Below are 25168 nucleotides of genomic sequence, written 5' to 3'. Positions count from 1 at the left end.
TCCAGCCGGGCCGTGCCGGGCATCCGCACCAATGCCGCACTAACCCGCGGCGGCCGTCTACTGCGGGCAACAGATGTCCTGAGTTAGCCACACACACACACGGGCTCTGGTGCGAGGGCGCACACCTGCACCGACGACAGAGGGCCACCCGCGCGAGGGGGCCTGCCGTCGCTAAGCGAGGGTGAGTAGGCCCGTTCCGGGTGCAGTCATGCGGGGTGCGGGACCGGCGGCTGCTAGTTGATGGGGAGGAGGTTGCCGGCGGGGACGGGCTCGCCGTTGAGGACGTCGAGGGTCCAGCCGGCACGGTCATGGACGACCACGTTGAGGGAGGCGTTCCTGATCGTGTCGACGGGCTTCTCGAGCGCCTGCATCAGCGTCAGTCGGATCAGTGTTCCGTGGCTGACGACGATGATGCGGGCACCCGGGTGGTTGCGGGCCAGCAGCTGCAGGGCCTCGACTCCGCGGTCGGCGACACTGGCCTCGGTTTCGGCGCCGTGGAAGCCGCCGATTCCGGTGGGGCCGCCGGGGACGCGGAGCGCGTCCAGCTCGGGGCCTGCGCCCAGTCCCTCGGCGGGACCGTAGTTGCGCTCGACGATCCCTGGGATGCGACCGGTGACGGTCAGGCCGAGGCCCCGGGCGATGAGATCGGCCGTCTCGGCTGCGCGGCTGAGCGGTGAGGAGACGACGAAGTCCCACTCCTGTGCGGCCAGGTGGCCGACGGCATCCGCTGCCTGGCCACGCCCGGTGTCATTGAGCGGGATGTCGGAGTGGCCCTGGATACGCAGAGCGGCATTCCAGTCGGTCTGGCCGTGGCGGATCAGGGCGAAGGTAGTTGTGGAACTCACCGTTCTATTCTGCCTCGGGCTGAGGTCGGGAGATGAATCGGGTCTCGACCGGGTCGAACATCGGGCGGATCGACTTTTGGAGCAGAGCGCGGTGGCTCAGGTGACCGGGGACGACGCGAAAAGCACGTGCTTGCTCGTCACCAGGTCTGCTGCGTCGTAGATGCGGGCGAGGTCGAGGCCCGCGGCCCGGGCGCCGCGCTCTTCGGGCTCACTCTGCGGGGCCATCCGCCCGAGCATCACGCCGCCGAGGGCGCGCACGGCGCAGGCCGCGATGACGCCTTCCGGGGTACCGCCGATTCCCATCGAGAGGTCGACCGCGGCATCCGTCGATGCGGCGGCGATGGCCGTGGAGACGTCACCCTCGGCCGTGCGGAGCACGCGTGCTCCGGCGCACCCGAGTTCGCGGATGAGTTCGACGTGGCGCGGTTTGTCGAGCACAGCGACGGTGAGCGCGGTCTCGGGGATGCCGCTGGCGAGCGAGAACGCACGGAGGTTGCGGGTGGCGGAGGCGTGCAGGTCGAGCACGCCGTGACCGGCTGGGCCTGAGATGAGCTTCTCCATGTAGAAAACACCGGCGGGATCGAACATCGTGCCTCGGGGGGAGATGGCGATCACGCACACCGCCCCGGGCAGGTTCCGGGCGACGAGGGTCGTGCCGTCGAGCGGGTCGACTGCGATGTCGCAGTCCGGTCCGTTCCCCGTGCCGAGCTGCTCCCCGTTGGCAAGCATGGGGGCCTGGTCCTTTTCGCCCTCGCCTATCACCACGGTTCCGCGAAAAGGCGCGGTCAGGAGAACGGCACGCATGGCGGCGACGGCCGCCTGGTCGGCGTTGATCTTGTCGCCGCGACCCACCCAGGGCAGTGTGGCGCGTGCCGCCGCCTCGGTCGACGCGCGCACGGTGGCGACCAGCCCGGCCGGCCAGCCCTCGGCTCCGATCACGGTGGATTCGGCCAGAGGAGCGAACGGGCGGTGCTGCGGCATGGGCTACCTCTTGCTGGGACGGCGGTCTTGTGACCGGCAGCTGAAAGCCTACTCGCGTGCCCGGGGCGGGCACTCGTGCGGGCGACAGCGCGGGCGACTCAGGGGGCGACTCAGCGGGCGGGTACCGGTGCGTGGGCTAAGCGAGCAGCTCACGGATGTCGGCGGCCGTCAGGGCGGTCCCGCGCGCGGCGCCATCCGTCATCACGCTCTCGAAGAGGCGGGCCTTCGTGGCCTTGAGGGCCATCACCTTTTCCTCGATCGTGTCCCGGGAGACCAGGCGGTAGACGAAGACGTTCTTCGTCTGGCCGATCCGGTGCATGCGGTCCACGGCCTGCGCCTCGGTGGCCGGGTTCCACCACGGGTCGAGCAGGATGGCGTAGTCGGCCTCGGTCAGGTTCAGGCCGAATCCGCCGGCCTTGAGGCTGATCAGGAAGACCGAATTGTCGCCGGCCTTGAAGCTCTCGATCACCTGCGCCCGGTTGCGGGTCTTGCCGTCGAGGTAGGAATAGCTGATGCCCGCGGCGTCGAGGCGTGCGCGGGCCTTGCCCAGGTACTTTGTGAACTGGCTGAAAATGAGGGTGCGATGCCCGCCGGCGACGACGTCCTCCAGCAGTTCGAGGAGCACGTCGAGCTTGGTCGACGGGATGTCGTCGTACTTCGTGTCGTAGAGGCTGGCATCGAGGCTGAGTTGGCGCAGCATGGTGAGCGAGCGGAAGATCTCGAAACGGTTGGAGTTCATGTCGTCGATCAGGCCGAGCACCTTCTGCCGTTCCCGCTGCAGGTGGGTGTCGTAGACCGCGCGGTGCTTCGGGTGCAACGTGAGCTCAAGCACCTGTTCCTGCTTGGTGGGCAGGTCGCCGGCCACCTGCTCCTTCGTGCGGCGCAGCATGAACGGGCGGATGCGGCGGCGCAGCTGGTCGAGCCGGTCGCCGTCGGCATCCTTCTCGATCGGTTTCTGGTAGTAGTCGCCGAAGCGGCCTGGGCTGGGGAACAGTCCCGGTGCCGTGATTGAGAGCAGCGACCAGAACTCCATCAGGTTGTTCTCCAGCGGCGTGCCCGTGATCGCGAGCTTGAACGGGGTGGCCAGGCGGCGGGCGCACTGGTGGGCGCGGGACTTGCGGTTCTTGACGAACTGGGCTTCGTCGAGCAGCAGCCCGGACCAGGCCAGGGCCTCGTAGTCGCCGAAGTCCAGCCGGAATAGCGTGTACGAGGTGACGACGACGTCCGCGCCGGCGTGCAGCGAGGCCAGAGTGCTGCTGCGCTTGCCGGCGGTCTCGGTGATCGCGGCCACCCGCAGGCCGGGCGCGAATCGGGCGCACTCGGCCGCCCAGTTGGAGACCACGCTGGTGGGTGCCACGACCAGGAACGGCGCACTCTGCCCCGGCTGCTCCCGCACGCGTTCCATCAGGGCGATGGCCTGCAGGGTCTTGCCGAGGCCCATGTCGTCGGCGAGGATGCCTCCCAGTTGATGGTCGTAGAGAAAGCTCACCCACTCGAAACCGGCCTGCTGATAGCCGCGCAGGGTGGCGTCGACCCCGGCCGGCAGCGGCTGTTCCGGAATTTGGGCGACGTCGGTGAGCCCGGACACGGTGTCGCGCCACGCGGCCGCCTGGCCGGCGACGACCCCGAGGGACTGCAGCTCCTCCCAGAGGTCGGCCTGGAACGGGCTGATCCCCAGGGACTCGGCGCCGGCGTCCTGCAGCCCTCGGGCCTCCTCGATCAGCCGGCGGAGCGTGTGCAGTTCGGGGCGGTCTAGATTGAACCAGGTGCCGCTGGGCAGGATCATCAGCTGCTGACCGACCGCCAGGGCCCGGAACAGGCTGTCGAACGGGATCTCCTCGCCGTCGATGCTGACGGCCACCTGCAGGTCGAACCAGTCCCGGTCATCCGGGCGTTCGGTGGTGCCCACGGTGATCACCGGCGCCTCGTCGGCCTGGCGGTAGTCGGGGGCATCGCCGGCGACCAGCACGGTGACATGGTCTGCGGCCGCCAGGGTCGGCACCACGGAGTCGAGGAAGCCGAGCATGGCGGTGCCGGCCAGGGTGGCGCGCTCGATCAGTACCGGCAGGCCGCTCTGCTGCCCTACCAGGGCCGGCACGGAGGTGAGGAGCGCCTGCACGTCGTGCAGGATCTGTCCCTCCCGGGTGCCGTCGCGAAACCTGTCATCGTCCGGCACCGGGCGGAGTGGCTGGTGGTATTCCGGGTAGTGCCACACCCAGTGCAGGGTGATGCGGGCATCCATCTGGTGCGTGACGGTCAGGGCCAGCACGGGCTGCGGGGTCTCGGGCAGGGCGAACGACTCGTCCCGGCTGGTCACGGTGACCCGGTGTCGAAGGAACGGGTAGAACTCGGCCAGGAAGTCGGCCTCGTCCGCGCCGGGCACCGCGATGGTGTCGGAGGCCGCCATGGCCCGCAGCTCCCGGCTGATCTCGCCCGACAGCGGGGCGAGGGTGATCTGCGGGGAATCGCTGCCGGACTGGCCCGCCCAGGTGTAGACGCCGTGGGCGGGGTTGCCGATGAACCCGAACGTGCCGCGCGCCTGCGGCTCGTCGCCCAGCAGCAGGACGGGGCGCAGCGTGAGGCCGTCGGACACACGACGGATGTCCAGCTCGAGGCACGCAGGAACGGGCGAGACGAGCACGGGATCCTGCTGCGCCGTGGCGGAGACCAGGGGGAGCCCGGCGTTCGCCGCGTCGTCGAGCAGGTCCCAGAGCGCTCGGTCGGGGAAAGCGTCGACCGGAATCCACTGGGTGGAGGTGGCGTAGTACGGGCGGGCCGCGAACTGCAGCGCGTAGAGCGCCGAGAGCACCCGCAGCTGGCCGCGGTCGAGCGACCCGTCGGTGGTCAGGTTCTCCCAGGTGACGCTGCCCCGGATCCACTTGCCCTGCTTGCCCATCATCACGGGCCGCGCCGCCAGCCGGCGCAGCCCCGGCTGACTGGCGAAACGCCCGTGCTCGGGAGCGAGAAGTTGGAACTGGAGGGCGAGGCGGGTGTCTGCGGACGGCGCGGAATCCGGTCGCGCCAGAGGAGCCAGCGTACTTCGCCACGCTGCCCGTGCGGAGAACCCGGCGGTGCCGACGGCCGACCCGGGCTCGCGGCCCAGGGCGGTGGCGGGGGCACCCGGCACTCCGCCGAGGCTGCGGCCCACGGCGCCGCCCTGGCTCGCGATCAGCAGCGCGGCGACATGCTTGCAGTTGCGCTTCATCGGGCAGGTGCAGACGCCGGATGCCCGCACCGCGGCGCCGGCGGAATCAAGGGTGAACGAGACGGTCACCGAATAGGGCGTCGGGTGAGAACCGCGCACCATGCCGAAGAGCTGGGTGTTCGAGCCGAACCAGGTCTCGGCATCAACGTGGCCGTTGCGGGCGTAGCGTTCGCCGCGTGAGAACGCCTGGCTGCCCACAAGGAGCGCGATGTCGTGGGAGCTGAACGTGTGGGCCATGGCAGGAACCATTCTTCCATGCCCCAGCCCGGCCGGCCGTGCCCGGCCGGGCGCATCAGGGGGCTACTCGACGTGCCCGTGTTCCTTCGAGGACCCCTTCGTCAACGTCTTTCCCTGGAAGAAGGCCGGGTTGACGCTGCGCTGGATCAGCATCAGCACGAGGCCGCCGATGAACAGCACCATCGCGAGGATGAACACGAGCCCGACCCCGCCGATGTTCGATCCGCTGCCGTAGTCGGGGTTCATGCTGTCGTAGAGAGTGGTTGCGAAGATGACCAGCAGGATGACCCCGCCGATCAGCGGCGCCAGGAGTTTGAGCAGGATGGCCCGGGGCCCGTTCAGCGAGTCGCGGAAATACCAGACGCAGGCAAACGCGGTGACCCCGTAGTAGAAGCAGATCATCATGCCCAGGGTCAGGATCGTGTCGGTGAGCACATCGGTGCTGAGCACGCGCATGATCGCGTAGAAGCCCCAGGCCACGATTCCTGCCATTACGGTGGCGAAGGCCGGGGACTTGTAGCGCGGGCTGATTGAGGCGAACCGCTTCGGGAACGCTTTGTAGTGGCCCATCGATAGCATGGTGCGTGCCGGCCCGACGAAGGTCGACTGCAGCGACGCGGCCGAGCTGGACAACACGGCCAGCGACATCAGGATGGCGAAGGGACCCATCACCGGTCCGGCGAGGGCGGCGAACACGTTGCCCTGGATCTCCTCATTGCCGAGTCCGAATTCGCCGGCGCCGATGCCGGAGAACATCAGGGCGGCGACCGACACGAGGATGTAGAGCGCGAAGATGATGCCCACGGTCAACGTCGCCGCACGCCCGGGGGTTGTCTTCGGGTTCTTGGTCTCCTCGTTCATGGTCAGGGTGACGTCCCAGCCCCAGAAGATGAAGATCGAGAGCGAGACCCCGGCCGCGAAGGCCGAGAACGAAGGGGCGAGGAACGGGTTGAACCAGTCGGCGCTGAACGCAAGGGCATCGAAGGCGGTGCCTTCTACGACCTGCAGCAGGGCGGCGACGCTGAACCAGACCAGCACGATCAGCTGGAAGGCCACGAGCACGTACTGCACGGCCTTCGTGGTCTCCATGCCGCGGTACGAGACATAACAGGCCGCCACCATGAACACCAGACAGGTGAGCACGTTGATCACAACATTGTTCGTCAGGTCGGCGAGGCTCGGGTTGCCGAGAAGCTGGGCGAGCATCAGATAGAAGAAGTCGACGGCGACTCCGGCGAGGTTGGAGAGCACGACCACCGTCGCGACGATCAGACCCCAGCCGCCCATCCAGCCGAGCCACGGCCCGAAGGCGCGGGTGGCCCAGGTGAAGGAGGTGCCGGCATCCGGCATGGCGTTGTTGAGCTCGCGGTAGCCGAGCGCCACCAGCAGCATGGGGATGAACCCGACCAGGAAGATGCCCGGCATCTGGGTGCCGACGGCCGCGACCGTCGGGCCGAGGGAGGCCGTCAGGGTGTACGCCGGCGCGATGCACGAGATGCCGATGACCGTGGCGCCGAGAAGCCCGATGGAGCCAGCGCTGAGGCCCTTCTCGGAAAGGCCGCCGGTGAGGGTGGAGGTGCCGGGCGTGGAGCCCGAGGAGGGATGTTGGCTAGTCATGGACTGTCCTTAGGGTCAGTGCGGCTTACGGGCGTCAGTGCCGGTGGGGACCACGATGAGGGGAACGGGGAGCGCGTGCAGCATGCGGTGCGCGGTGATGCCGAGGAAAATCGTGGTGGGCTGAGCCAGCCGGCTGGAGCCGACGAAGGCGATTTCGAACGGCTGCCAGTCGAGGGCCTCGACGGCGGCCTCGACGGTGTGCCCGGACGCGACCTCGGTGGTGATGGTGCCGCGCGCCTTCGACCGACTCTGGAAGTACTCCAGGACGCCGTCGAGGTGGGCCTGGCTCTCGCTCTCGTCGACCGGGTGCCGACGACCGGCGTCGACCTCCACGAGCGTGACGAAACGCAGGTCGACCGTGAGGTCCGCCGAGAAGGCCACCAGTGAGTCGAGCAGCGTCTTCCAGCCCGGCCGGGTGCCGATGGCGCAGGTGATCCGGGTCAGCTGTGCGGGAGCCTTGTAGCCGCGGGGCGCGAGGGCGACGGGCGCCGGCGAGGCGTGCAGGAGCGCGTTGGCCACGCTGCCGATCGTGAATCGGTTCATCAGGCCGCGGCGTGAGGCCCCGACGACGATGCGGTCCGAGTCGAACGCGCGAGCGGCCTGGAGCAGCCCTTCCGTGGTGGAGTCGGCGTAGAAGAGATGCGTGGAGGCGACCACGTCATCGGGAACCAGGGCCTTGCCCTGTTCCAGCCATTCGAGGGCCTGCTCCTCGAGCAGAGCCTGGTAGTCGGGGGAGGTGGAAGCACCGACCCGGGCCGGGACGGTGGATGAATGATGCGGAAGCACAAGACACAGACGCAGCTCGGAGCGGGTCAGGCGCGCCAGCGCGACACCCAGCTCGACGGTGTCATTGCCCCGTTCGGTCGCTTCGTATGCGATGACGTAGTTGGCTACTCGGGTCACGCTGGTTTCTCCCTCGGTTCGCGACGGGTGTCGCACTCAGTGGTCATAGTGCTGTGGATTATGGGCGGGCTGGTCATGTTCATGGTCATGCTCGGCGTGCTCGCCCGGCGCACAGTGCGCCGGGCTGCGTTCCACGTCGAGCGACGGATTGCGGTCGAAGAAGCCGACCGGCTTGAGCCAGAACGACACGGTGTCGACCGGCATGATCGGCCACTCTTCCGGTCGGGTGATGTGGTGGATACCGAAGACGTACCAGAGCACGATATCGGCGTTCCGCACCGGCCGGCGAGCCTGGATCCACTCGGGCAGGCCGTGGTCGACCGCGCTCTGGTTGACGAACTCGCCGCACGGCCAGCGTTCGGACTCGTCGTTCGGGGTGACCCAGACCGTGTGCCCGATCACCTGGGCGCGTTGGAGGGCAGGCGCCGCCTGGTCGAAGAAGGACGGGATGGCTCCGCCGGGCACCAGCTTGTAGGACACGGGGGTGCCGAGGCCGTTGAGCGAGTTCTCGTTCACGACCTTCCAGGCCCGTTGGGTGTCCCAGTTGTAGTCGTCGAACCCCTCGGTCTCGATCGGGGTGTTCAGCTGGGTGATCGCGAGGCCGAGCGGGTTTGCGGCGCTGATCGGCTCGGCCTGCGTCTCGGTGCGGAACACCGTGTTCTCGCGGCCGTCGACGTCGAGGTCCATCCGGGCCACGATGAAGTGCTGGTGGAACGGCGCGTAGGTGCGCGTGTCGACCAGGGTTCCGTTGGGATGCGGCTGGCCCTCGTCGAGGTGCGTCACCACCATGATCCCGGTGGCGCGCACCTCGCATTCCATGTTGCCGTCCTGGTAGAAGCGCCAATAGACGAGGTACTCGTAGTTCGCTACCGTGACGTGGAAGGACACGACGAGCCGGCGCATCCGGCGCACCTCGGCACTGCCGTTGTGGTCGACGTGCTTCCAGAGCACCGCGTTGTCTTCCTCGTGGATGCAGAACGCGTTCGGGATGCTGTACGGCTCGCCCTTGCTGTTGTGCAGCACGGCATCGAGGTAGCGGATTTCGCCGAGGCAGTCGCAGCCGAGCTCGAGCGAGGTGGTCATGAAGCCGAGGCCCCACTCGCCGATGTCGAAGGCGGTGCGACGGAAATGGTCGACGCTGGGGTCGCGGTAGGGCACGACCATCTCCGCGAACGACAACCGGTTGGCGATGGGCCGCACCCGGCCGCCGTCCCGGTAGCCCACGGTATGCAGGGTCATGCCCTCGCGGTAGTTGAAGCCCACCCGGAGCGACCAGTTCTGCCACTCGATCAGGTTGCCGTCGAGCGTGAAGCTCGGGCCGTCGGGCTGCCCGATGTCGAGCGGGGTGAGCGGCGGGCGCGGGCTTCGATCCCGGATGCGCCGGGGCACCAGGTGCGGCACGTATTCGCCCATTCCCGCCGGCGGTTCGACCGTGAACGAGTCCTCCACCTCGAGCAGTTCCATGGTGTTGACGTCGAGCACGAAGTGCAGGCCGCTGACCGGTCCCGCATAGGGGTTGGCGTCGGTGGACGCCCGGACCCAGACGTCTGACCAGCCCAGGCGGCGGCCGCGATACCGGTCGGGGATTACCGCGTCGCCGTAGGTCCAGGTGTCGATGAAGACCAGGTCGAGGTCGGTGATGCCCCGGCGGGCGAGAGTGGCGATCACATCGGGGTGGGCGCGAAGGGCGGCGTCGGCTTCCTCCCACTCGTCGACGGTGAAGTTCGCCTGCATCCCCGGCACCGTTTCCCACTCGAGCAGGGCGTCGGTCGTGAGCGAGACGACGCCCACCCAGGTGGTGTTCTCGGCGCGGTGGAGCACAACCAGCCGTGCGCGTCGGTCGGGAACCGCGCTGGTAGCTGTGAACTCGGCGACGGCGCTCCGGGGCGGCTCGACCAGCTCGATCGAGGTGAACCGCCACCCGTCGGCGACGCCGCGCTCGCGGGCGAGGATGGCGACGGCGGAGGTGAACTCAGCGGCGGAGAGCGGGTCGAGCGGGTGGAAAGTCATCGAGGGGCCTCTGTTCTCGTTGGCGGTGGTCGAGCCTGGCGGTGGTCGAGCCTGTCGAGACCCGTGTTTATTCCAGCGCGCTCATCACGTGCTTGATCCGGGTGTAGTCCTCGACGCCGTACATCGACAGGTCTTTGCCGTATCCGGACTGCTTGAAACCGCCGTGTGGCATCTCGGCGGTCAGCAGGAGATGGGTGTTGATCCACACCGCGCCGAAGTCGAGGTCGCGGGAGACCCGCATGGCCGTGGCGTGGTCGAGGGTCCACACGCTGGAGGCGAGCGCGTAGTTGACATCGTTCGCGAGCGTGACCGCGTGCTCCTCCGACGTGAAGGGCTGCACCGTGATCACCGGGCCGAACGTTTCCTCCTGCACGATCGCATCCGTTTGGCGCACCTGAGTGACGACTGTGGGCTCGAAAAAGAAGCCCTCGGTGCCGACCTGGTGTCCGCCGGTGGCAATGACAGCGTGGTCGGGCAGGGCCGCGACCTTGCGCGAGACGTCGCCGAAATGGTTGACGTTGTTGAGCGGCCCGAAGTAGTTGTCGGCGTCGTCGGCCGACCCGGTAGTGCGGCTGCGGGCCTCGGCGACGAGTGCGTCGACGAACTCGTCATGGATGGACTCGTGCACGAGCACTCGCGTGATGGCCGTGCAGTCCTGCCCGGCGTTATAGAAGGAGAAGTCGGCGATGGCGGCGGCGGTCACGCTGACGTCGACGCCGGCGAAGACCAGGGCCGGCGCCTTGCCGCCGAGCTCGAGATGGGCCCGCTTGAGCGTCTTCGCGGCGCCGGCGGCGACGGCCATACCGGCCCGCACGCTGCCAGTGATCGAGACCAGGCCGGGTACCGGATGCTCGACGATCGCGGCCCCGGTGCCGCCGTTGCCGAGCACGATGTTCATCACGCCGTCGGGGAGGATGCCCTGGCTGATCCGGGCGAGTTCGAGGGTCGACTCCGGGGTGGTGTCGCTGGGCTTGAGCACGAGGGTGTTGCCGGCCGCCAGCGCGGGGCCGATCTTCCAGATGGCCATCAGGAAGGGGAAGTTCCACGGGGTGACCTGCCCGACCACGCCGATCGGTTCGCGGCGTACCCAGGAGGTCATGCCGGGCAGATATTCACCGGCGGACTTGCCCTCGAGCAGTCGGGCGGCACCGGCGAAGAAGCGCAGCTGATCGGCGCCGGCCGCGACCTCGTCAACGGCGATCGTGGCGCGAGGTTGGCCCGTGTTGCGGTGCTGGGCCTCCACGATGGCGTCGCTCTCGGCATCGATCGCGTCGGCGAGGCGCAGCAGCGCGCGCTGCCGCTCGGCGGGAGTGGTGCGGCCCCAGGTGCGGAAGGCGGTCTTCGCGGCGGTCATCGCGTCGTCGACGTCGGCCGCGGTGGAGACCGGGGCCCGGGCAACCCGGCGTCCCGTTGTGGGATCGACGATGTCGAGCAGCTCGGTGCCGGAGGGAGTGACAAAGCGGCCGTTGATGAAGTTTTTAAGGGTGGGGGTGGCCACGGGCCTGATCCTCTGCGCTGAGTGTAGAAACGGGTCTTTTGTTCGGTAAGTATGGCATCCGACAGAGGAATTCGGATACCCGGACGAAAACTGGGTCGTGATGGGGCTGCCGCCGTAGCACCGCCGAGTTGTCTCCGGACCGCTGGCGCGTTTTCTCGATGTCCCCTAAACTTGAGTCCAACAGGCTCAGCTTTTTGCCGACCTGCGACGAGAGCGGCCGGCCCGAGAGAGGATCTTCCGATGCAAGCAGGTCAGCAACCGCCCCAGGAAGAAGCGAAGACGGCGTTGGAGCAGTACGGTGTCAACCTCACCGAGATCGCCCGGACCGGCAAGCTTGACCCGGTGATCGGGCGGGACGCGGAGATTCGGCGGGTCAGTCAGGTACTCACCCGCCGCACCAAGAACAACCCGGTGCTGATCGGTGAACCCGGCGTGGGCAAGACCGCCGTTGTGGAGGGACTGGCCCAGCGCATCGTGGCCGGCGATGTGGCCGACTCCCTCAAGGGCAAGCAGCTGGTCTCCCTCGACCTGGCGGCCCTGGTGGCGGGGGCCAAGTATCGCGGCGAGTTCGAGGAGCGGCTCAAGGCCGTGCTCAAGGAAATCAACGACGCGCAGGGGCAGATCATTACCTTCGTCGACGAGCTGCACACCCTGATGGGTGCCGGCGGCGGCGAAGGGTCCGTGGCGGCCTCCAACATGCTCAAGCCCATGCTCGCCCGCGGCGAGTTGCGCCTGATCGGTGCGACCACGCTCAACGAGTACCGCGAATTCATCGAGAAGGATGCCGCCCTCGAGCGCCGGTTCCAACCGGTGCTGGTCGACGAGCCCAGTGCGGAAGACACTGTGGCCATCCTGCGCGGGCTCAAGGAGCGCTACGAGGCCCACCATAAGGTGTCGATCGCGGACTCGGCGCTGGTGGCCGCGGTCTCCCTCTCCAACCGGTACATCACCGCCCGCCAGCTGCCGGACAAGGCCATCGACCTGATCGACGAGGCGGCCAGCCGGCTGCGGATGGAGATCGACTCCGCTCCCGTGGAAATCGACGAACTGCGTCGCAGGGTGCAGAGGCTGGAGTTGGAAGAGCTCGCGCTGAAAAAAGAGAAGGACGACGCCTCTAAGGCTCGCCTGGGGAAGTTGCGTGCTGACCTTGCCGAATACACGGTGGCCCTTGCTGAACTGCAGGACCGCTGGGACAAGGAGCGTTCCTCGCTCAACCGGATCGGCGATCTGAGGAAGCGCTTGGTGAGCACCCGCAGCCAGGCCGAGGTGGCCGAGCGCGAGGGCAACCTGGAGAAGGCGTCCAGGCTGCTCTACGGCGACATCCCGGTGATCGAACGGGAACTCGCCGAAGCGGAGCAGACCGAGCAGGATGGGCCGCGGATGGTCGGTGACCAGGTCACCGCGGAGGACATCGCCGCCGTGGTCGCGATGTGGACCGGCATCCCGGTAGGGCGGCTGCTGCAGGGCGAGACGGAGAAGCTGCTGAACCTCGAGGGTGAGCTCGGGCACCGCTTGGTCGGGCAGAAGCAGGCCGTGCGCGCGGTCGCCGACGCCGTGCGCCGCAGCCGGGCCGGCATCTCCGACCCGGACCGGCCGACCGGTTCGTTCCTCTTCCTCGGGCCGACCGGCGTGGGCAAGACGGAGCTGGCGAAGGCGCTCGCCGAGTTCCTCTTCGACGACGAAAAGGCGATGGTGCGCATCGACATGAGCGAGTACGGGGAAAAGTTTTCCGTGTCCCGTCTGGTCGGGGCTCCTCCCGGCTATATCGGCTACGAGCAGGGCGGGCAGCTGACCGAGGCCGTGCGCCGCCGCCCGTATTCGGTGATTTTGTTCGACGAGGTGGAGAAGGCGCATCCGGAGGTCTTCGATGTCTTGCTGCAGGTGCTCGACGACGGCCGGCTCACGGATGGCCAGGGCCGCACCGTGGACTTCCGCAACACGATCCTGGTGCTGACCTCGAACCTCGGGTCGGCGTTCCTGATCGACCCGGTGCTCAGCCGGGACGAGAAGGAGGCGGCCGTGCAGGCACTCGTGCGCAAGACGTTCAAGCCCGAGTTCGTCAACCGTCTCGACGACATCGTCGTGTTCGAATCGCTGTCCATGGAGGACCTCGGCCAGATCGTCGGGCTGCTCGTTGACCGGTTGGAAAAGCGGCTGATCGAGCGGCGGCTCGAGCTGGGCGTGACCCCGGATGCCCGCACCTGGCTGGCGGAACGCGGCTATGACCCGATCTACGGTGCGCGCCCGCTGCGGCGGTTGATGCAGACCGAGATCGACGACAGGTTGGCGACCGCGATCCTGTCGGGCGCCGTGCGGGACGGCGAGACGGTGCGGGTGGACCTGGCGCCGGACGGGGAATCGCTCAGCGTCGCATCCGCCCCGTTGCTGGTCGTGGACCCGGCCGACCTCGACGACGACGCGCTGCTGTAGTTCTATCCGTCGCCGGATTTCGCGTTTAGCGGAATTCGGCGGGAATACGACGGAACGGGCCCCCTGCCCCGGTGACGGTCAGGGGGGCTGGCATAGGGTCGAAGCATGCGTGCAACAGTGATTTACGGGGAACGGGACATCCGCCTCGAAGAAGTATCCGATCCGATTCTCTCCACCGGCGGTGACGCCATCGTGCGCGTCGTCGCAGCCTGCGTCTGCGGCTCAGATCTCTGGCCCTACCGCGGCATCCATCCCACCGAGGAGCCGAAACGAATCGGCCACGAGTTCGTCGGCATCGTCGAGGAAATCGGCGCCGACGTCAGCCGGGTCAAGGTCGGCGACTTCGTCATCGCGCCGTTCTACGACTGCGATAACACGTGCATCAACTGCCAGAACGGCACCAGCACCTCCTGCCTGAACGGCGGCTGGTGGGGCTCGGACGACCAGCTCGGCGGCTTCGCCGACGGCGCCCAGGGCGAGAAAGTGCGCGTGCCGCACGCCGACGGGTCGCTCGTTGCGACGCCGACCCTGCCCACCGATGCCCAGGTTCCCGGTCTCCTGACCCTCGCCGACGTCATGGGCACCGGCCACCACGCCGCGGTCTCCGCCGGTGTGACCGCGGGCAGCACGGTCGTCGTCGTCGGCGACGGCGCGGTCGGCCTCTGCGCCATCATCGCGGCCAAGCGGCTCGGGGCCTCCCGGATCGTGGCCATGTCGCGTCACCCCGAACGGCAGATCGTGGCCCGCGAGTTCGGCGCGACCGAGCTCGTCGAGGAGCGCGGCGAGGCCGGCGTGGCCCGCATCCGTGAGCTGTTCGACGGCATCGGCGCGGACTGCGTGCTCGAGTGCGTCGGCACCAAGGAGTCGATGGAGCAGGCCATCGCGTCGGCCCGTCCCGGCGGAATGGTCGGCTACGTGGGCGTGCCCACCGGCGGACCGATCGAGGTTAGCCCGCTGTTCGGGCGGAACGTGGGCCTGAACGGCGGCGTCGCATCCGTTCGCGGCTACGTCGAAGAGTTGCTGCCGGAGGTGCTCTCGGGTGCCATCAACCCCGGCCGCGTGTTCGACCTGCAGCTGCCGCTGGCCGAGGTTGCCGAGGCCTACGCCGCCATGGACGAGCGCCGCGCCATCAAGGTGATGCTGCTCCCGTAGGCACGGAGATCACACGTGTCGGGAGGGGGATCTCGACGGGCTCGATCACCGCGACGGGCAGGGTCACCGCGGCCGGCTTCGGCGCTTCCAGCAGTAGTCGACGGGCCGTGAGGCCGATGACGGCACTGTAGGTGGGGTAGGCGAAGCGCACCCGGGCCAGAGTGGCGACGTCGACGCCGGCGGCCATCGCCGTCGTCACGGATTGGATCACTTCGACCGCGTTCTCCCCGGTGGCATGGGCGCCGAGGATCAGCTCCCGCCGCCGGTCGGCGATCAGCTTGAGGAAGCCGGGTTCCCGGCCGTCGATCACAGCGCGGTCGAGTTCGGCGTAGGGCACTGTCGCGACGACGCAGTGCGGGTCGCGAGCCCTGGCCTCCTCCTCGGTGAAGCCCACGCCCGCGTAGTCGGGGTCGGTGAAACCGCCGGCCGGGAGCAGGTGGTGCGGCGTTCTGCGATTGGCGCCCAGCACCGCGTTCTCGGCCGCGGCCTCGCCCTCGAATTGGGCCGCCTGTACGAGCATGTCCCGGCCGTTCGCGTCGCCGACCGCGAAAATATGGGGCACGACACTCCGGAAGTACTGGTCCACCGGGATGGCGGAACGTTCGATGGTGATGCCAGCCCGGTCGAGCCCGAGGTCGTCGACATCCGCCGGCCAACCGGTGGACATAATGACGGCGTCGAAGGCGAAAGACTGTTCCGTTCCTTTTTCGCGCCAGGACAGGGTGAGGATTCCGTCGGCGTCCGGCTCGATCGCCGTCACCGCTTCAATGCCCGTGTGCACGGCCACGCCCTGCTCGCGGAACGCCGCCGAGACCGTGGCGGAGATGTCGGAATCCGACGCCATCAGGATGCGCGGTGCCACATCGAGCACGGTCACGTCGGAGCCGAAGGAGCTGAACACCGTGACCAACTGGGCGCCGGTGTTTCCGGCGCCGATCACGGCTACCCGTCGGGGCAGCGACGGCAGCTTCAGAATGTCTTCCGGGACCGTCGCCAAGTGCGCCCCCGGCACGGCGAGTCGCCGAGAATGCCCGCCGACGCAGACCAGGAACGTGGCGGCGGTGAGGATGCGGCCGGTGTCCAGGACCACGGAATGCGGGTCGATGAATCGCGCCCGACCTTCCAGAACCAGTTCGATTCCGGCGGCCGCGAACCTCTCGGCCTCGCTCTTGATCGAGCGCACCTTGTTCACCCGCGACTGCACCCGGTCTCCCATGGTGGCCCAGTCGATGACGGGGCCGTTGACTACGATCCCGTAGGTATCTGCCGCGCGCACCTCGCGCATCAGGCGCGCCGCCTTGGCGAGCACCCGCGTCGGCACGCACCCCGTGTTCACGCAGGTCCCGCCGAGCTGGTCGGCCTCCGCCACGGCGACCCGGGCTTCCAGTTCGGCGGCACGGAGCGCCGCGGCCGTTCCCGCCGGCCCCGCGCCGATGATGACGACATCAAAGTGATTTGGGGTGTGTTCGGTCATCGTGGTCTCCACCGGTGTTCACTGCTGGGAGCAGCCGGGCGCGTTGCCGGGAAAAATAGTCGAATCATGTTTGTACCTGACGGGGCTGTGGAGTTACTGTGTCGGGGCGGGCTCTTGCTGCTGGTCGTTGACTAGTCGTTGACCAGTCGTTGACCAGGAGAAGCTCGACGAGAGGCTTGCGGGTGCGCGGGGCGGACTCGCGTTCGAGCAGCTCGGGGGAGAGCAGGGAGACGTCGCCGAGCACGCCGAGGGCGGTGCCGTCGAAGCCGCCGAGCTGGTGGGTGTGCAGTCCCTCGTGCTGGGCCTGGATCGTCAGATGGGCGACGGCCTGACCCAGGTCGTAGCGGGCCCACGGGTTCTCGCGGGTCACGTCGATCGGCAGGGTGGCGACGTTGACGATCAGCACGGAGGCGGCATTCGCCCCCGCCTTGTTGAAGCCCATCAGCGTCTCATGGATCTTCGCGAAGCTGTCCGAGCCGCGGCGGGCGACGATGAAGCGGGTCGGCTGCATATTGCTGGCCGAGGGAGCCCAACGGGCGGCCTCGAGCACGGTGGTCAGAGTGGCTTCGTCGACGAGGGCCGTCGGGTAGAAGCCGCGGGGGCTCCAGCGCCCGGCGAGCACGGGGAGGAGGGGCGACGCCGTGTGGGCGGCGCGGCTGAGGGTGTTGGTGATGAGGTTCGTAGGCCCATCTTTCGCCGGAGTCTGGCTGGGATGGCGGGGCAACGCTGACCCATCCACTCCAACGCGGGCGGCGGCACACTGTTCCGCTACGACCTGCCTTGCGGTATACGCATCGCCGAAGCATCTCACGAGCGGGTAGGCGTCGGAATGCGGCGTCGAAACCGACGCTCTACCCGCTCTCGCGGCTACTCCTTAATCAAGCCGGCTCGCACCTCGCGGCGCAGCACCTTGCCGATCAGCGACCGGGGCAGCTCGTCGACCTCCACGACGGTGCGGGGCACCTTGTAGGCGGAGAGCCGGGTGCGGCAATACGTGCGGATGGCGTCGACGTCGAGGGTGGCCCCCGCCGCCAACACGACGGCGGCGGCGACGTCTTCGCCGCCGTTCGCGCTCGGCAGCCCGACGACGGCGGCGTCGGCGACATCCGGATGCGACAAAAGAGCGGCCTCGACCTCGGAGGGCGCCACATTGAAGCCGCCGGTGATGATGAGTTCTTTGATACGGTCGACGACCGTGACGAAGCCGTCGGAGGAGACGCGGACGATGTCGCCGGTGCGCAGCCAGCCTCCGTCGAGAAGCGTCTTGGCGGTCTCGGTCGGCTGGTCCCAGTAGCCGGAAGAGACCTGTGGGCCACGGATGAGTAGCTCACCTTCCTCTTCGATCCCGCGGTTCACGGTCGGGTCGTCCGGGTCCACCACGCGGATCTCGGTGCTCGGGAACGGCACGCCCACCGTGCCGGGGCGCCGGCTCGGGCCCATCGGGTTGCCGACGGCGATCGGCGAGGCCTCGGTCATGCCGTAGCCCTCGACCAACAGCCCGCCGGTGGCGGCCTCCCAGCGTTCCACGATCGACACCGGCAGGCTCATCGCGCCCGAGATGGCGTAACGGATGCTGCGCAGGCTTACATTCTTCGCCGTCGCGGCCTTCACGAGCCGGTCGTAGATCGGCGGGACGGCCGGCATGAATGTGGGTGGGGTGCGCCGGGCCGCATCGAGCAGCAGTCCCTCGTCGAACTTGGGGAACAGCACGAGCCGGGCGCCGGTGGCCATCGCGAACGTCAGACAGAGGGTCAGGCCGTAGGCGTGGAACATGGGCAGGACCGCGTAGAAGACCTCCTCGCCAGGGCGCAGCCCCTGCACCCAGGCCTCGCCCTGCAGGGCGTTCGAGCGCAGGTTGAAGTGGCTGAGGATGGCACCCTTCGGGGTGCCGGTGGTGCCGCTGGTGTATTGGAGCGCGGCGGTGTCGGTGACCTTCGGGCGCGGGTGGCCGGGGCGCAGCTTGCGTGAGCCGACGATGCCGGACCAGCTGAAGGCATCCTTGCCCAGCGGGCCCGAGGTCAGGGCGTCTCGCGACTCGCGGGCTTTAGCGATCGGCAGCTTGAGCAGGAGCCGCTTGGCGAGCGGCATCGCTTCCGTCAGGTTCACCGCGATCACGGTGCGCAGGCCCAGGTCGGCGGGGAAATCGGTGACGGTCTGGTAGATCTTGTCCCAAACGATGGCGACGCGGGCGCCGTGGTCTTCAAACTGGTGTCGGAGTTCACGTTCGGTGTAGAGCGGGTTGTGCTCGACGACGATCGCGCCCAGGCGTAGCACGGCGTAGAAAGCCACCACGTGCTGAGGGCAGTTCGGCAGCACAAGGGCCACCCGGTCGCCGGGTTTGACGCCGAGGCGCAGGAGGCCGTTTGCAGCCCGAGAGATCTGCTCGCCGAGCTCGGCGTAGGTGGTGGTGGCGCCGAAGAAGTCGAGGGCCACGCTGGGGCCGAACCGGCGCGCCGAGGTCTCGATCATGTCGGAGAGCGTGTCGGTCGGTTCCTGGATGGTACTCGGAACGCCGGGGGCGTAGGAGCCGAGCCAGGGTTTATTCTCGAAGACGTTCATCGGGCGGCCAGTTCTCTGATCAGGGCCGCGACGAATGCGTCGATGTCGGCCTCCTCGGTGTCGAAGCCGCACATCCAGCGCACCTCGTTGGTCGCGGGGTCCCAATCGTAGAACCGGAAGTGCCCGCGCAGGCGATCGGCCACGCCGGGGGGCAGGATCGCGAAGATCGCGTTGGCCTGAGTGTTCTGGGTGAAGGACAAGCCCTCGATCTCGCCGGCGGCGATACCGGTCTCGAGGGCGTGGCGCATCCGTGTGGCCATGGCGTTGGCGTGGCCGGCGTTTCGCTGCCAGAGGTCGCCGCCGAGCAGCGCGATCAGCTGGGCCGAGATGAAGCGCATCTTCGAGGCCAGCTGCATGTTCAGTTTGCGCAGGTAGAGCAGGCCCGCGGATGCCTCAGGGTTCAAGACCACGACGCACTCGCCGTACATCATGCCGTTCTTGGTGCCGCCGAAGCTGAGCACGTCGACGCCGGCGTCACGGGTGAAGGTGCGGAACGGCAGGCCCAGCGAGGTGGCGGCGTTGGACAGGCGGGCGCCGTCCATGTGTAGCTTCATGCCGTGGGCGTGTGCGTGGTCGGCGATGGCCCGCACCTCGTCGACCGTGTACGCGGTGCCGAGCTCGGTGGTCTGGGTGATCGACACCACGAGCGGTTGGGCGCGGTGTTCGTCGCCCCAGCCCCAGGCCTGCTGGTCGATCAGTGCGGGGGTGAGTTTGCCGTCGGGGGTGTCGACGGTGAGGAGCTTGATGCCGGCCACCTTTTCGGGGGCGCCCGCCTCATCCGTGTTGATATGAGCGGTGGATGCGCAGATCACGGCGCCCCAGCGCGGCAGCATCGACTGCAGTCCGATCACATTGGCGCCGGTGCCGTTGAAGACCGGGAAGGCTTCGACGCCCGCGCCGAAGTGTTCGGTGAAGACCTGCTGCAGCCGGGCAGTGTAGACGTCTTCGCCGTAGGCGATCTGGTGCGCGCCGTTGGCGGCGACGATCGCCTCGAGAATCTCGGGGTGCACCCCGGAGTAGTTGTCGGATGCGAACCCGCGCGAAGAAAGGTCATGGAGTTGAGTCACCCCTCCATCTTCGCGCATCCGTCTGCTCCGCTTCTGTGCGCTCGGTGTGCGAATTCGACGGAGATTTTGCGTTGAAACGGCGATTTCGGGCCGAAACCGGCCCGTGGGAGCAAAATCACCGTCGAATTGGTTCGGGGCAGGGTTCAGGTTCGGGGCCGGGATCGGGCTGGCGGGGCGGCAGGTCAGCCGCGCAGGGCCTGGCGCAACGTAACGCGGGCGCCCATCCGCAGCAGGGAGTTCGAGTAGATGCGGGAGCCCAGCAGGATGACCACGGCCGTCGAGGCGAGCAGGATGGCCAGCGAGAGCAGCGGCTCCCACCAGGCGGCCGTGCCGAGGAAGATGCGCATCGGCATGCCGACCGGGGCCGAGAACGGGATGTAGGACATGACGGCGAGCACGGTGGGGTTGTCGTTGAAAAAGATCACCAGAAAATAGGGAATCATCACGAGGAACAGCACGGGCGAGGTGGCCGAGCCCACGTCTTCCTGGCGGGAGACCATCGACGCGGTCGCGGCGAACAGCGCCGCAAGCATGACGAAGCCGAACGCGAAGAACACGGCGAACCAGACGATCGACGGCCCCACGGTGCCCAGCAACCCGAACTGGCCGGTCGTGGCCATGCCGATCGCCACCAGCAGGCCGATCGCCACGATCTGCCCGAAGGCCATGATGCTGTTGCCCACCACCTTGCCGCCGAGCAGGGCGCGCACCGGGATGGTGGTCATCAGGATCTCGACGACCCGGGTCTGCTTCTCCTCGACGACGCTCTGCGCGATGGTCGAGCCGAACGTGATCGCCGACATGAAGAAGACCAGCCCGAAGCCCAGGGAGACGAGGTAGACGAGGCCACCGCTCTGCCGCGATGTCGGCTCGAGCAGGCTCACCGCGGGGGTGACGCTCAGGGCCGCGAGCACACCCACCGGCGGGGAGTCGAGGGCGATGACGCGCACGCCGAGCAGGGCATCCGCCCGGGTGGACGGAACGACCGCCGCGGAGACGGTGCCGTCCCGCACCAGGGACTCGGCAGCGCCGACGTCATCGGCCTTCACCATCGTGAACGACTCGGTCTGCTCGACGACCTGAGCGGCGGACCCCACGACGGCCACCTTCGGCATGGTCAGGTTCTGACTCGCAATGCTGCCGGCGACGACGGAACCGACCGAGATGAGCAGCAGGATGCCGGTTGAGATCAGGAAGGCCTTGCTGCGCAGCCGGGCCATGATCTCGCGGGTCGCGACAAGCCACACACTCCGGGCGAAGCTCGGCGCCGGATACCGGGGGCGAACCTGCGGGCGTCCGATGTGTGGCGTGCCGGCGCGGTCGTTCCAGATGGTGCTCACTGCACGATCTCCTTGAAGATGGTGGCGAGGCTGGGCCGCTGCTGGCTGAACTGTGTCACCGGGGCCCGGGTGAGGGCCTGGCGCAGAACGGACTGGCTGGCGGCATCCGTTTCGGCTTCGAACACGGCGACACCCCCGGAGAGGTCGAGCACGGAGATGCCGGGCACGGTGTGGATCCACTCAGCGTCGGCCGCGGTGCGCAATTCGAACCGGGGGCTGCTGTGCTGCTCGCGCAGCCGCTCTCGGGGGCCGTTGGCCCGGATCTCGCCGTCGGCGATGATGACGACGTCGTCGCAGAGGCGCTCGACGATGTCGAGCTGGTGCGAGGAGAACAGCACCGGCGCGCCCTGGGCGGCGAAGCCGGAGAGCACGCTCATGACCACTTCCACCGCGAGCGGGTCAAGGCCGGAGAACGGCTCGTCGAGCACGAGGAACTCCGGGTCGTGCACGAGCGCGGCCGCGATCTGGGCGCGCTGCTGGTTGCCGAGCGAGAGAGACTGCACCAGGTCACCGGCCCGCTCGCCGAGGCCGAGCCGGTCGAGCAACTCGGCGGTGTTGCGGCGGGCGGATGCCGGGCCCAACCCGTGCAGGCGGGCCAGGTAGACGAGATGCTCGCCCACCTTCATCTTCGGGTAGAGGCCGCGCTCCTCCGGCATGTAGCCGAAGCGGCGGCGGTCGTCGCTGGTCAGCGGAACGCCGTCTTGCAGCACGGTGCCGGAGTCGGCCGACAGCACCCCCAGGATGATCCGCATGGTGGTTGTCTTGCCGGCGCCGTTCGCACCGACGAAGCCGGTCAGGCGTCCGCTCTCGACGCCGAAACTCACGTCGGTCAGCACCTGCCGGGTGCCATAACGCTTGTTTATGGTCCTGATGTCGAGCATGCCCACCCCTCTGTAGCCTGGTTCCACGCTAGCGCGCCGCGGGGTGCCGACGTCGGGTTCAGGGGGCCAAAAGCACGCGAGAAGTGTTGACGGATGCCGCCGACGCGTCCCACAGGCCGACCACCGCGGTCGCAAGTGCGGTTTCCAGCCCGGCGAGGGCACGCACGACGAAGATGACCGCCGCGGCATCCGCGCCTGCTTTCGCGAAGCCCTGACCGACCGCGCGGGTCCAGGTCTCGGCGGCGGCCTTCGCGGCGGCGTAGTTCGCGCCGCCCGGGGCCGGCTTGTCGACCGACACCGACGACACGATCGCCAGGCGCCCGGCCGGCGAGGCCAGCAGGTCGTCGTTGAACGCGCGGGTGGTGTTGCGCAGCGTGGCGACGACGTGCGCGTGCAGGAAATCCCAGTCCCCGTCGGACTGGCCGGCCAGTCCGCCGCCGCCGCGCCAGCCGCCGACCAGGTGGATCAGGCCGTCGATCGGACCGTGCTCGCCGTGCACGGCGTCGGCCAGGGCCGTGACCTGGGCGAAGTCGCCGAGGTCGCAGACATAGGTTGCGGCACCGGGAACCTCGGCGCGGAAGCCGTGCAGGCGCTCGGCGTTGGTGCCGACCGCGATCACGTGCGCGCCGGCATCCGTCAGCGCGGTGGCCACGGCGCGGCCGGCCGCGCTGGTCGCACCGGCGATGAGCACGGTGCGACCAGCGACGGCCCTGCCTGCGGTGTCAGTCACGCCCGGTGAGCCCGGCCGTCGACTCGATCACGGGCTTCATCTTCTTGTCGAGCGCCTCGAAGAACATCGACAGCGGGAACTCGTCGTCCAGAACAAGGTCGGTGTAGCCCTTCGGTGCGCCAGCAAGCACGTCCAGCGGCAGACCGCGAGCCCACTGCGACGCCGGGTTCGGCGTGAGCGTCTCCGCGATCATGTCGTAGGCGGCCAGCCAGTGGGCCTTCTTCGGCCGGTCGATCGACGCCCAGTAGAGGTCGTCGATTCGCTTGCCCAGCGCGATGACCACGTCGGGCACGGCTTCCCAGTCGAAGGTGAGCCGGGTGTCGGTCCAGTGCAGCACGTGGTGCTGGTGCATCCACGCGAAGAGCAGCTGCCCGCCCAGCCCGTCGTAGTTCCGCACCCGGGTGCCGCTGATCGAGAATCGGAAGATCCGGTCGAAGATCACGGCGTACTGCACGAGTTTCGCGTGCCGGCGTGCTTCCGGGCTGGCGTTCTCGTCGCGTTCGATCGTGACCGATTCGCGGAACGCGGTCAGGTCGCAGCGCAGTTCCTCCAGGGAGTAGAGGAAGAACGGCATCCGCTGCTTGATCATGAACGGGTCGAATGGGAGGTCGCCGCGCATGTGCGTGCGGTCGTGGATGAGGTCCCACATGACGAAGGTTTCCTCGGTCAGGTGCTGGTCGTCGAGCAGCGCCGCCGCATCGACAGGCAGTTCGAGACGCGTGATCTCGGCGGCCGCGCGCACGACCCGGCGGAACCGGGCAGCTTCGCGGTCGGCGAAGATCGCACCCCAGGTGAAGGAGGGGATCTGGCGCATGGCGACGGTCTCGGGGAATAAAACGGCCGAGTTGGTGTCGTAGCCGGGCGTGAAATCGAGGAAACGGATCGGCATGAACAGCTCGTTCGTGTACTCCTGCTCGAGCTCGTCGATGAATTCCGGCCAGATCACCTCGATCAGTACGGCCTCGACAAAGCGGTTCGCGCTGCCGTTCTGCGTGTACATCGGGAACACGACCAGGTGACGGATGCCGTCGGCCCGCTGCTGCTGCGGCTGGAACGCCATCAGGGAGTCGAAGAAGTCCGGCACGCCGAAGCCCTCGGTGCTCCAGCGGGTGAAGTCCCGGGTCACGGCCGCGAGGTAGGCGGCGTCGTGCGGGAACAGCGGGGCGAGCTCGTCGATGGCGGCGGCGATCACGCCGACGTGCGCCGCGGCATCCGCGTGGTCGGCGGCGACGGGGATGGAGCCGTCCTGCGCCTGGCTGGCCTGAAGCGAGGTGGCCGCGGACTTGAGCCGGAGCCAGGCCGGGCTTGTGGCCGGGTTGGCGGCGGTGACGGCATCCTCGAGAACCTCGGGCTCACCGACCAGTGCATCGTGCGCAACGTAATTCGACATGGGAACCTCCGTTCTTCGTAAGTGCCGCGGTCGCGGCGGGGTCGTTCGTGGTAGTGCTGGGTGGTGCCGGTGGTGCCATTTGGCGCCACGGTCCAGAGTAGCGGGAGGGTGCGGGCGTTTTCTTGCCATATCTCGCAACGAATCGCCGTGTTCCGACCCTCCGGTCGTCGAAAGCCCCCGTTCCGGTTGAAAGTGTGCGTTGTTCCGGTCATTCTCCGAGAATTGCGCATTGTGCCGAGTGCCGCCCTTCCGGCGGTGATTGTGGGCGCACACGGAGCTTTCGGTTTCAGCGGCGCGAGAGGACGGTGCACGAGAACCGGCTGCCCGGGTCTCGACAGGCTGGACCACCGGATGGCTCGACCGCGGGGGTGGCCTGCGCTATCGTCGAGGCGACCATGCAGCGACCATGCAGCGAGGAGCGCCGCCGATGAACTTTGACGAGGTGATCTCGGCGGTCGTGCGGATCGTCGAGGCGGCCGGTGCAGCCATCATGGTGCTCGGCGGCGCGGCCGCGCTGATCGCTGCGGTGCCGACCGCGCTGCGGGCCGACACCCGGCAGCGGGCCTATGAGAAGTTGCGCCGCAATCTGGGCCGGGCCATCCTGCTCGGGCTCGAAGTGCTGATCATCGCCGATATCATCCGCACGATCCTGGTGGATCCGACCCCGCAGAGCGTGCTGGTGCTCGGCGCGATCGTGGTGATCCGGGTGCTGCTCAGCTTCTCGCTTGAGGTGGAGATGGACGGCATCTGGCCCTGGTCCCGCTGGCGCCTCGCCGCGAACAAGGGCGGCACGCCGAACCTCAAGTAGCGCTCGAAACGACACGTTCGAGGGGCGGGCGCCGCCGCGCA

The 25168-nt window shown here is 68.2% G+C and carries 18 protein-coding genes; 3 read left to right on the top strand and 15 right to left on the bottom strand.

Annotated features, from left to right (window positions below):
- Nucleotides 1-233: 233 nt before the first annotated feature.
- The 7 genes from E3T34_RS12780 to E3T34_RS12750 all read right to left on the bottom strand — a co-directional run bounded on the left by E3T34_RS12780 (nt 234) and on the right by E3T34_RS12750 (nt 11296).
- On the bottom strand, nt 234-845 hold the full coding sequence (locus tag E3T34_RS12780) for a histidine phosphatase family protein (protein ID WP_134343201.1): 612 nt from the start codon (nt 843-845) through the stop codon (nt 234-236).
- A gap of 96 nt (nt 846-941) precedes the next feature.
- Nucleotides 942-1826, bottom strand: a complete 885-nt coding sequence (locus E3T34_RS12775; RefSeq protein ID WP_134343200.1) for a fructose-bisphosphatase class II family protein — start codon at nt 1824-1826, stop codon at nt 942-944.
- Between the two features lie 136 nt (nt 1827-1962).
- The gene (locus tag E3T34_RS12770; RefSeq protein ID WP_166784958.1) at nt 1963-5268 is read right to left on the bottom strand and encodes a DEAD/DEAH box helicase; all 3306 of its coding nucleotides are present in this window, start codon (nt 5266-5268) and stop codon (nt 1963-1965) included.
- Nucleotides 5269-5331: 63 nt separating this feature from the next.
- On the bottom strand, nt 5332-6885 hold the full coding sequence (locus tag E3T34_RS12765; RefSeq protein WP_134343198.1) for an APC family permease: 1554 nt from the start codon (nt 6883-6885) through the stop codon (nt 5332-5334).
- A gap of 15 nt (nt 6886-6900) precedes the next feature.
- Entirely contained in the window at nt 6901-7788 is an 888-nt protein-coding gene (locus tag E3T34_RS12760; protein WP_241976927.1) for a universal stress protein, read from the bottom strand.
- 36 nt (nt 7789-7824) lie between these two features.
- Nucleotides 7825-9798 carry a primary-amine oxidase gene (locus tag E3T34_RS12755; protein ID WP_134343197.1) on the bottom strand — a complete coding sequence of 658 codons (1974 nt, stop codon included), beginning with the start codon at nt 9796-9798 and terminating at the stop codon, nt 7825-7827.
- 67 nt (nt 9799-9865) lie between these two features.
- On the bottom strand, nt 9866-11296 hold the full coding sequence (locus tag E3T34_RS12750; protein ID WP_104100040.1) for an aminobutyraldehyde dehydrogenase: 1431 nt from the start codon (nt 11294-11296) through the stop codon (nt 9866-9868).
- Between the two features lie 240 nt (nt 11297-11536).
- Between E3T34_RS12750 and E3T34_RS12745 the strand changes: the two genes are divergently transcribed.
- Nucleotides 11537-13726, top strand: a complete 2190-nt coding sequence (locus E3T34_RS12745) for an ATP-dependent Clp protease ATP-binding subunit (protein WP_134343196.1) — start codon at nt 11537-11539, stop codon at nt 13724-13726.
- A 105-nt stretch (nt 13727-13831) separates the two neighbouring features.
- Nucleotides 13832-14878 (top strand): zinc-dependent alcohol dehydrogenase family protein, encoded by a 1047-nt coding sequence (locus tag E3T34_RS12740; protein WP_134343195.1) that lies wholly within the window; start codon nt 13832-13834, stop codon nt 14876-14878.
- Here the strand turns inward: E3T34_RS12740 and E3T34_RS12735 are convergent.
- The 8 genes from E3T34_RS12735 to E3T34_RS12700 all read right to left on the bottom strand — a co-directional run bounded on the left by E3T34_RS12735 (nt 14856) and on the right by E3T34_RS12700 (nt 24319).
- Nucleotides 14856-16352 carry an NAD(P)/FAD-dependent oxidoreductase gene (locus E3T34_RS12735; RefSeq protein ID WP_134343194.1) on the bottom strand — a complete coding sequence of 499 codons (1497 nt, stop codon included), beginning with the start codon at nt 16350-16352 and terminating at the stop codon, nt 14856-14858. The two genes, E3T34_RS12740 and E3T34_RS12735, sit on opposite strands and share 23 nt — an antisense overlap.
- Nucleotides 16353-16416: 64 nt before the next feature.
- Nucleotides 16417-17076: a nitroreductase family protein gene (locus tag E3T34_RS12730; RefSeq protein ID WP_370327604.1), complete on the bottom strand. Its 660-nt coding sequence runs from the start codon at nt 17074-17076 to the stop codon at nt 16417-16419.
- Nucleotides 17077-17219: 143 nt separating this feature from the next.
- Nucleotides 17220-18911, bottom strand: coding sequence for a long-chain-fatty-acid--CoA ligase (locus tag E3T34_RS12725; protein WP_104100045.1), 1692 nt, complete (start codon nt 18909-18911; stop codon nt 17220-17222).
- Nucleotides 18908-19978, bottom strand: coding sequence for a low specificity L-threonine aldolase (locus E3T34_RS12720; protein WP_233191259.1), 1071 nt, complete (start codon nt 19976-19978; stop codon nt 18908-18910). Before E3T34_RS12720 ends, E3T34_RS12725 begins: the two co-directional genes overlap by 4 nt.
- 182 nt (nt 19979-20160) lie before the next feature.
- Nucleotides 20161-21198: an ABC transporter permease gene (locus tag E3T34_RS12715; RefSeq protein ID WP_134343209.1), complete on the bottom strand. Its 1038-nt coding sequence runs from the start codon at nt 21196-21198 to the stop codon at nt 20161-20163.
- A 116-nt stretch (nt 21199-21314) separates the two neighbouring features.
- On the bottom strand, nt 21315-22199 hold the full coding sequence (locus tag E3T34_RS12710; protein WP_104100103.1) for an ABC transporter ATP-binding protein: 885 nt from the start codon (nt 22197-22199) through the stop codon (nt 21315-21317).
- Nucleotides 22200-22257: 58 nt separating this feature from the next.
- Complete coding sequence (locus E3T34_RS12705) at nt 22258-22929, bottom strand: SDR family NAD(P)-dependent oxidoreductase (protein WP_241973121.1); 672 nt, start codon at nt 22927-22929, stop codon at nt 22258-22260.
- Nucleotides 22922-24319 carry a DUF6421 family protein gene (locus E3T34_RS12700; protein ID WP_134343193.1) on the bottom strand — a complete coding sequence of 466 codons (1398 nt, stop codon included), beginning with the start codon at nt 24317-24319 and terminating at the stop codon, nt 22922-22924. The genes E3T34_RS12705 and E3T34_RS12700 overlap by 8 nt, the downstream gene beginning before the upstream one ends.
- 427 nt (nt 24320-24746) lie before the next feature.
- Here E3T34_RS12700 and E3T34_RS12695 point away from each other — a divergent pair, with 427 nt between their 5' ends.
- Nucleotides 24747-25127, top strand: coding sequence for a DUF1622 domain-containing protein (locus E3T34_RS12695; RefSeq protein ID WP_134343192.1), 381 nt, complete (start codon nt 24747-24749; stop codon nt 25125-25127).
- The last annotated feature ends 41 nt before the right edge of the window (nt 25128-25168 follow it).

It is taken from the genome of Cryobacterium sp. TMT1-62 (assembly GCF_004403145.1).
Taxonomy (GTDB): domain Bacteria; phylum Actinomycetota; class Actinomycetes; order Actinomycetales; family Microbacteriaceae; genus Cryobacterium; species Cryobacterium sandaracinum.
Note: the sequence above shows the minus strand (reverse complement) of the source record. Positions and strands in the feature narration are given on the sequence as shown.

Coding starts and splice junctions, on each gene's coding strand:
- E3T34_RS12775 (WP_134343200.1), bottom strand. CDS start 1,826: ATGCCGCAGCACCGCCCGTTCGCTCCTCTGGCCGAATCCACCGTGATC.
- E3T34_RS12770 (WP_166784958.1), bottom strand. CDS start 5,268: ATGGCCCACACGTTCAGCTCCCACGACATCGCGCTCCTTGTGGGCAGC.
- E3T34_RS12765 (WP_134343198.1), bottom strand. CDS start 6,885: ATGACTAGCCAACATCCCTCCTCGGGCTCCACGCCCGGCACCTCCACC.
- E3T34_RS12755 (WP_134343197.1), bottom strand. CDS start 9,798: ATGACTTTCCACCCGCTCGACCCGCTCTCCGCCGCTGAGTTCACCTCC.
- E3T34_RS12745 (WP_134343196.1), top strand. CDS start 11,537: ATGCAAGCAGGTCAGCAACCGCCCCAGGAAGAAGCGAAGACGGCGTTG.
- E3T34_RS12740 (WP_134343195.1), top strand. CDS start 13,832: ATGCGTGCAACAGTGATTTACGGGGAACGGGACATCCGCCTCGAAGAA.
- E3T34_RS12735 (WP_134343194.1), bottom strand. CDS start 16,352: ATGACCGAACACACCCCAAATCACTTTGATGTCGTCATCATCGGCGCG.
- E3T34_RS12725 (WP_104100045.1), bottom strand. CDS start 18,911: ATGAACGTCTTCGAGAATAAACCCTGGCTCGGCTCCTACGCCCCCGGC.
- E3T34_RS12715 (WP_134343209.1), bottom strand. CDS start 21,198: ATGGCCCGGCTGCGCAGCAAGGCCTTCCTGATCTCAACCGGCATCCTG.
- E3T34_RS12710 (WP_104100103.1), bottom strand. CDS start 22,199: ATGCTCGACATCAGGACCATAAACAAGCGTTATGGCACCCGGCAGGTG.
- E3T34_RS12700 (WP_134343193.1), bottom strand. CDS start 24,319: ATGTCGAATTACGTTGCGCACGATGCACTGGTCGGTGAGCCCGAGGTT.
- E3T34_RS12695 (WP_134343192.1), top strand. CDS start 24,747: ATGAACTTTGACGAGGTGATCTCGGCGGTCGTGCGGATCGTCGAGGCG.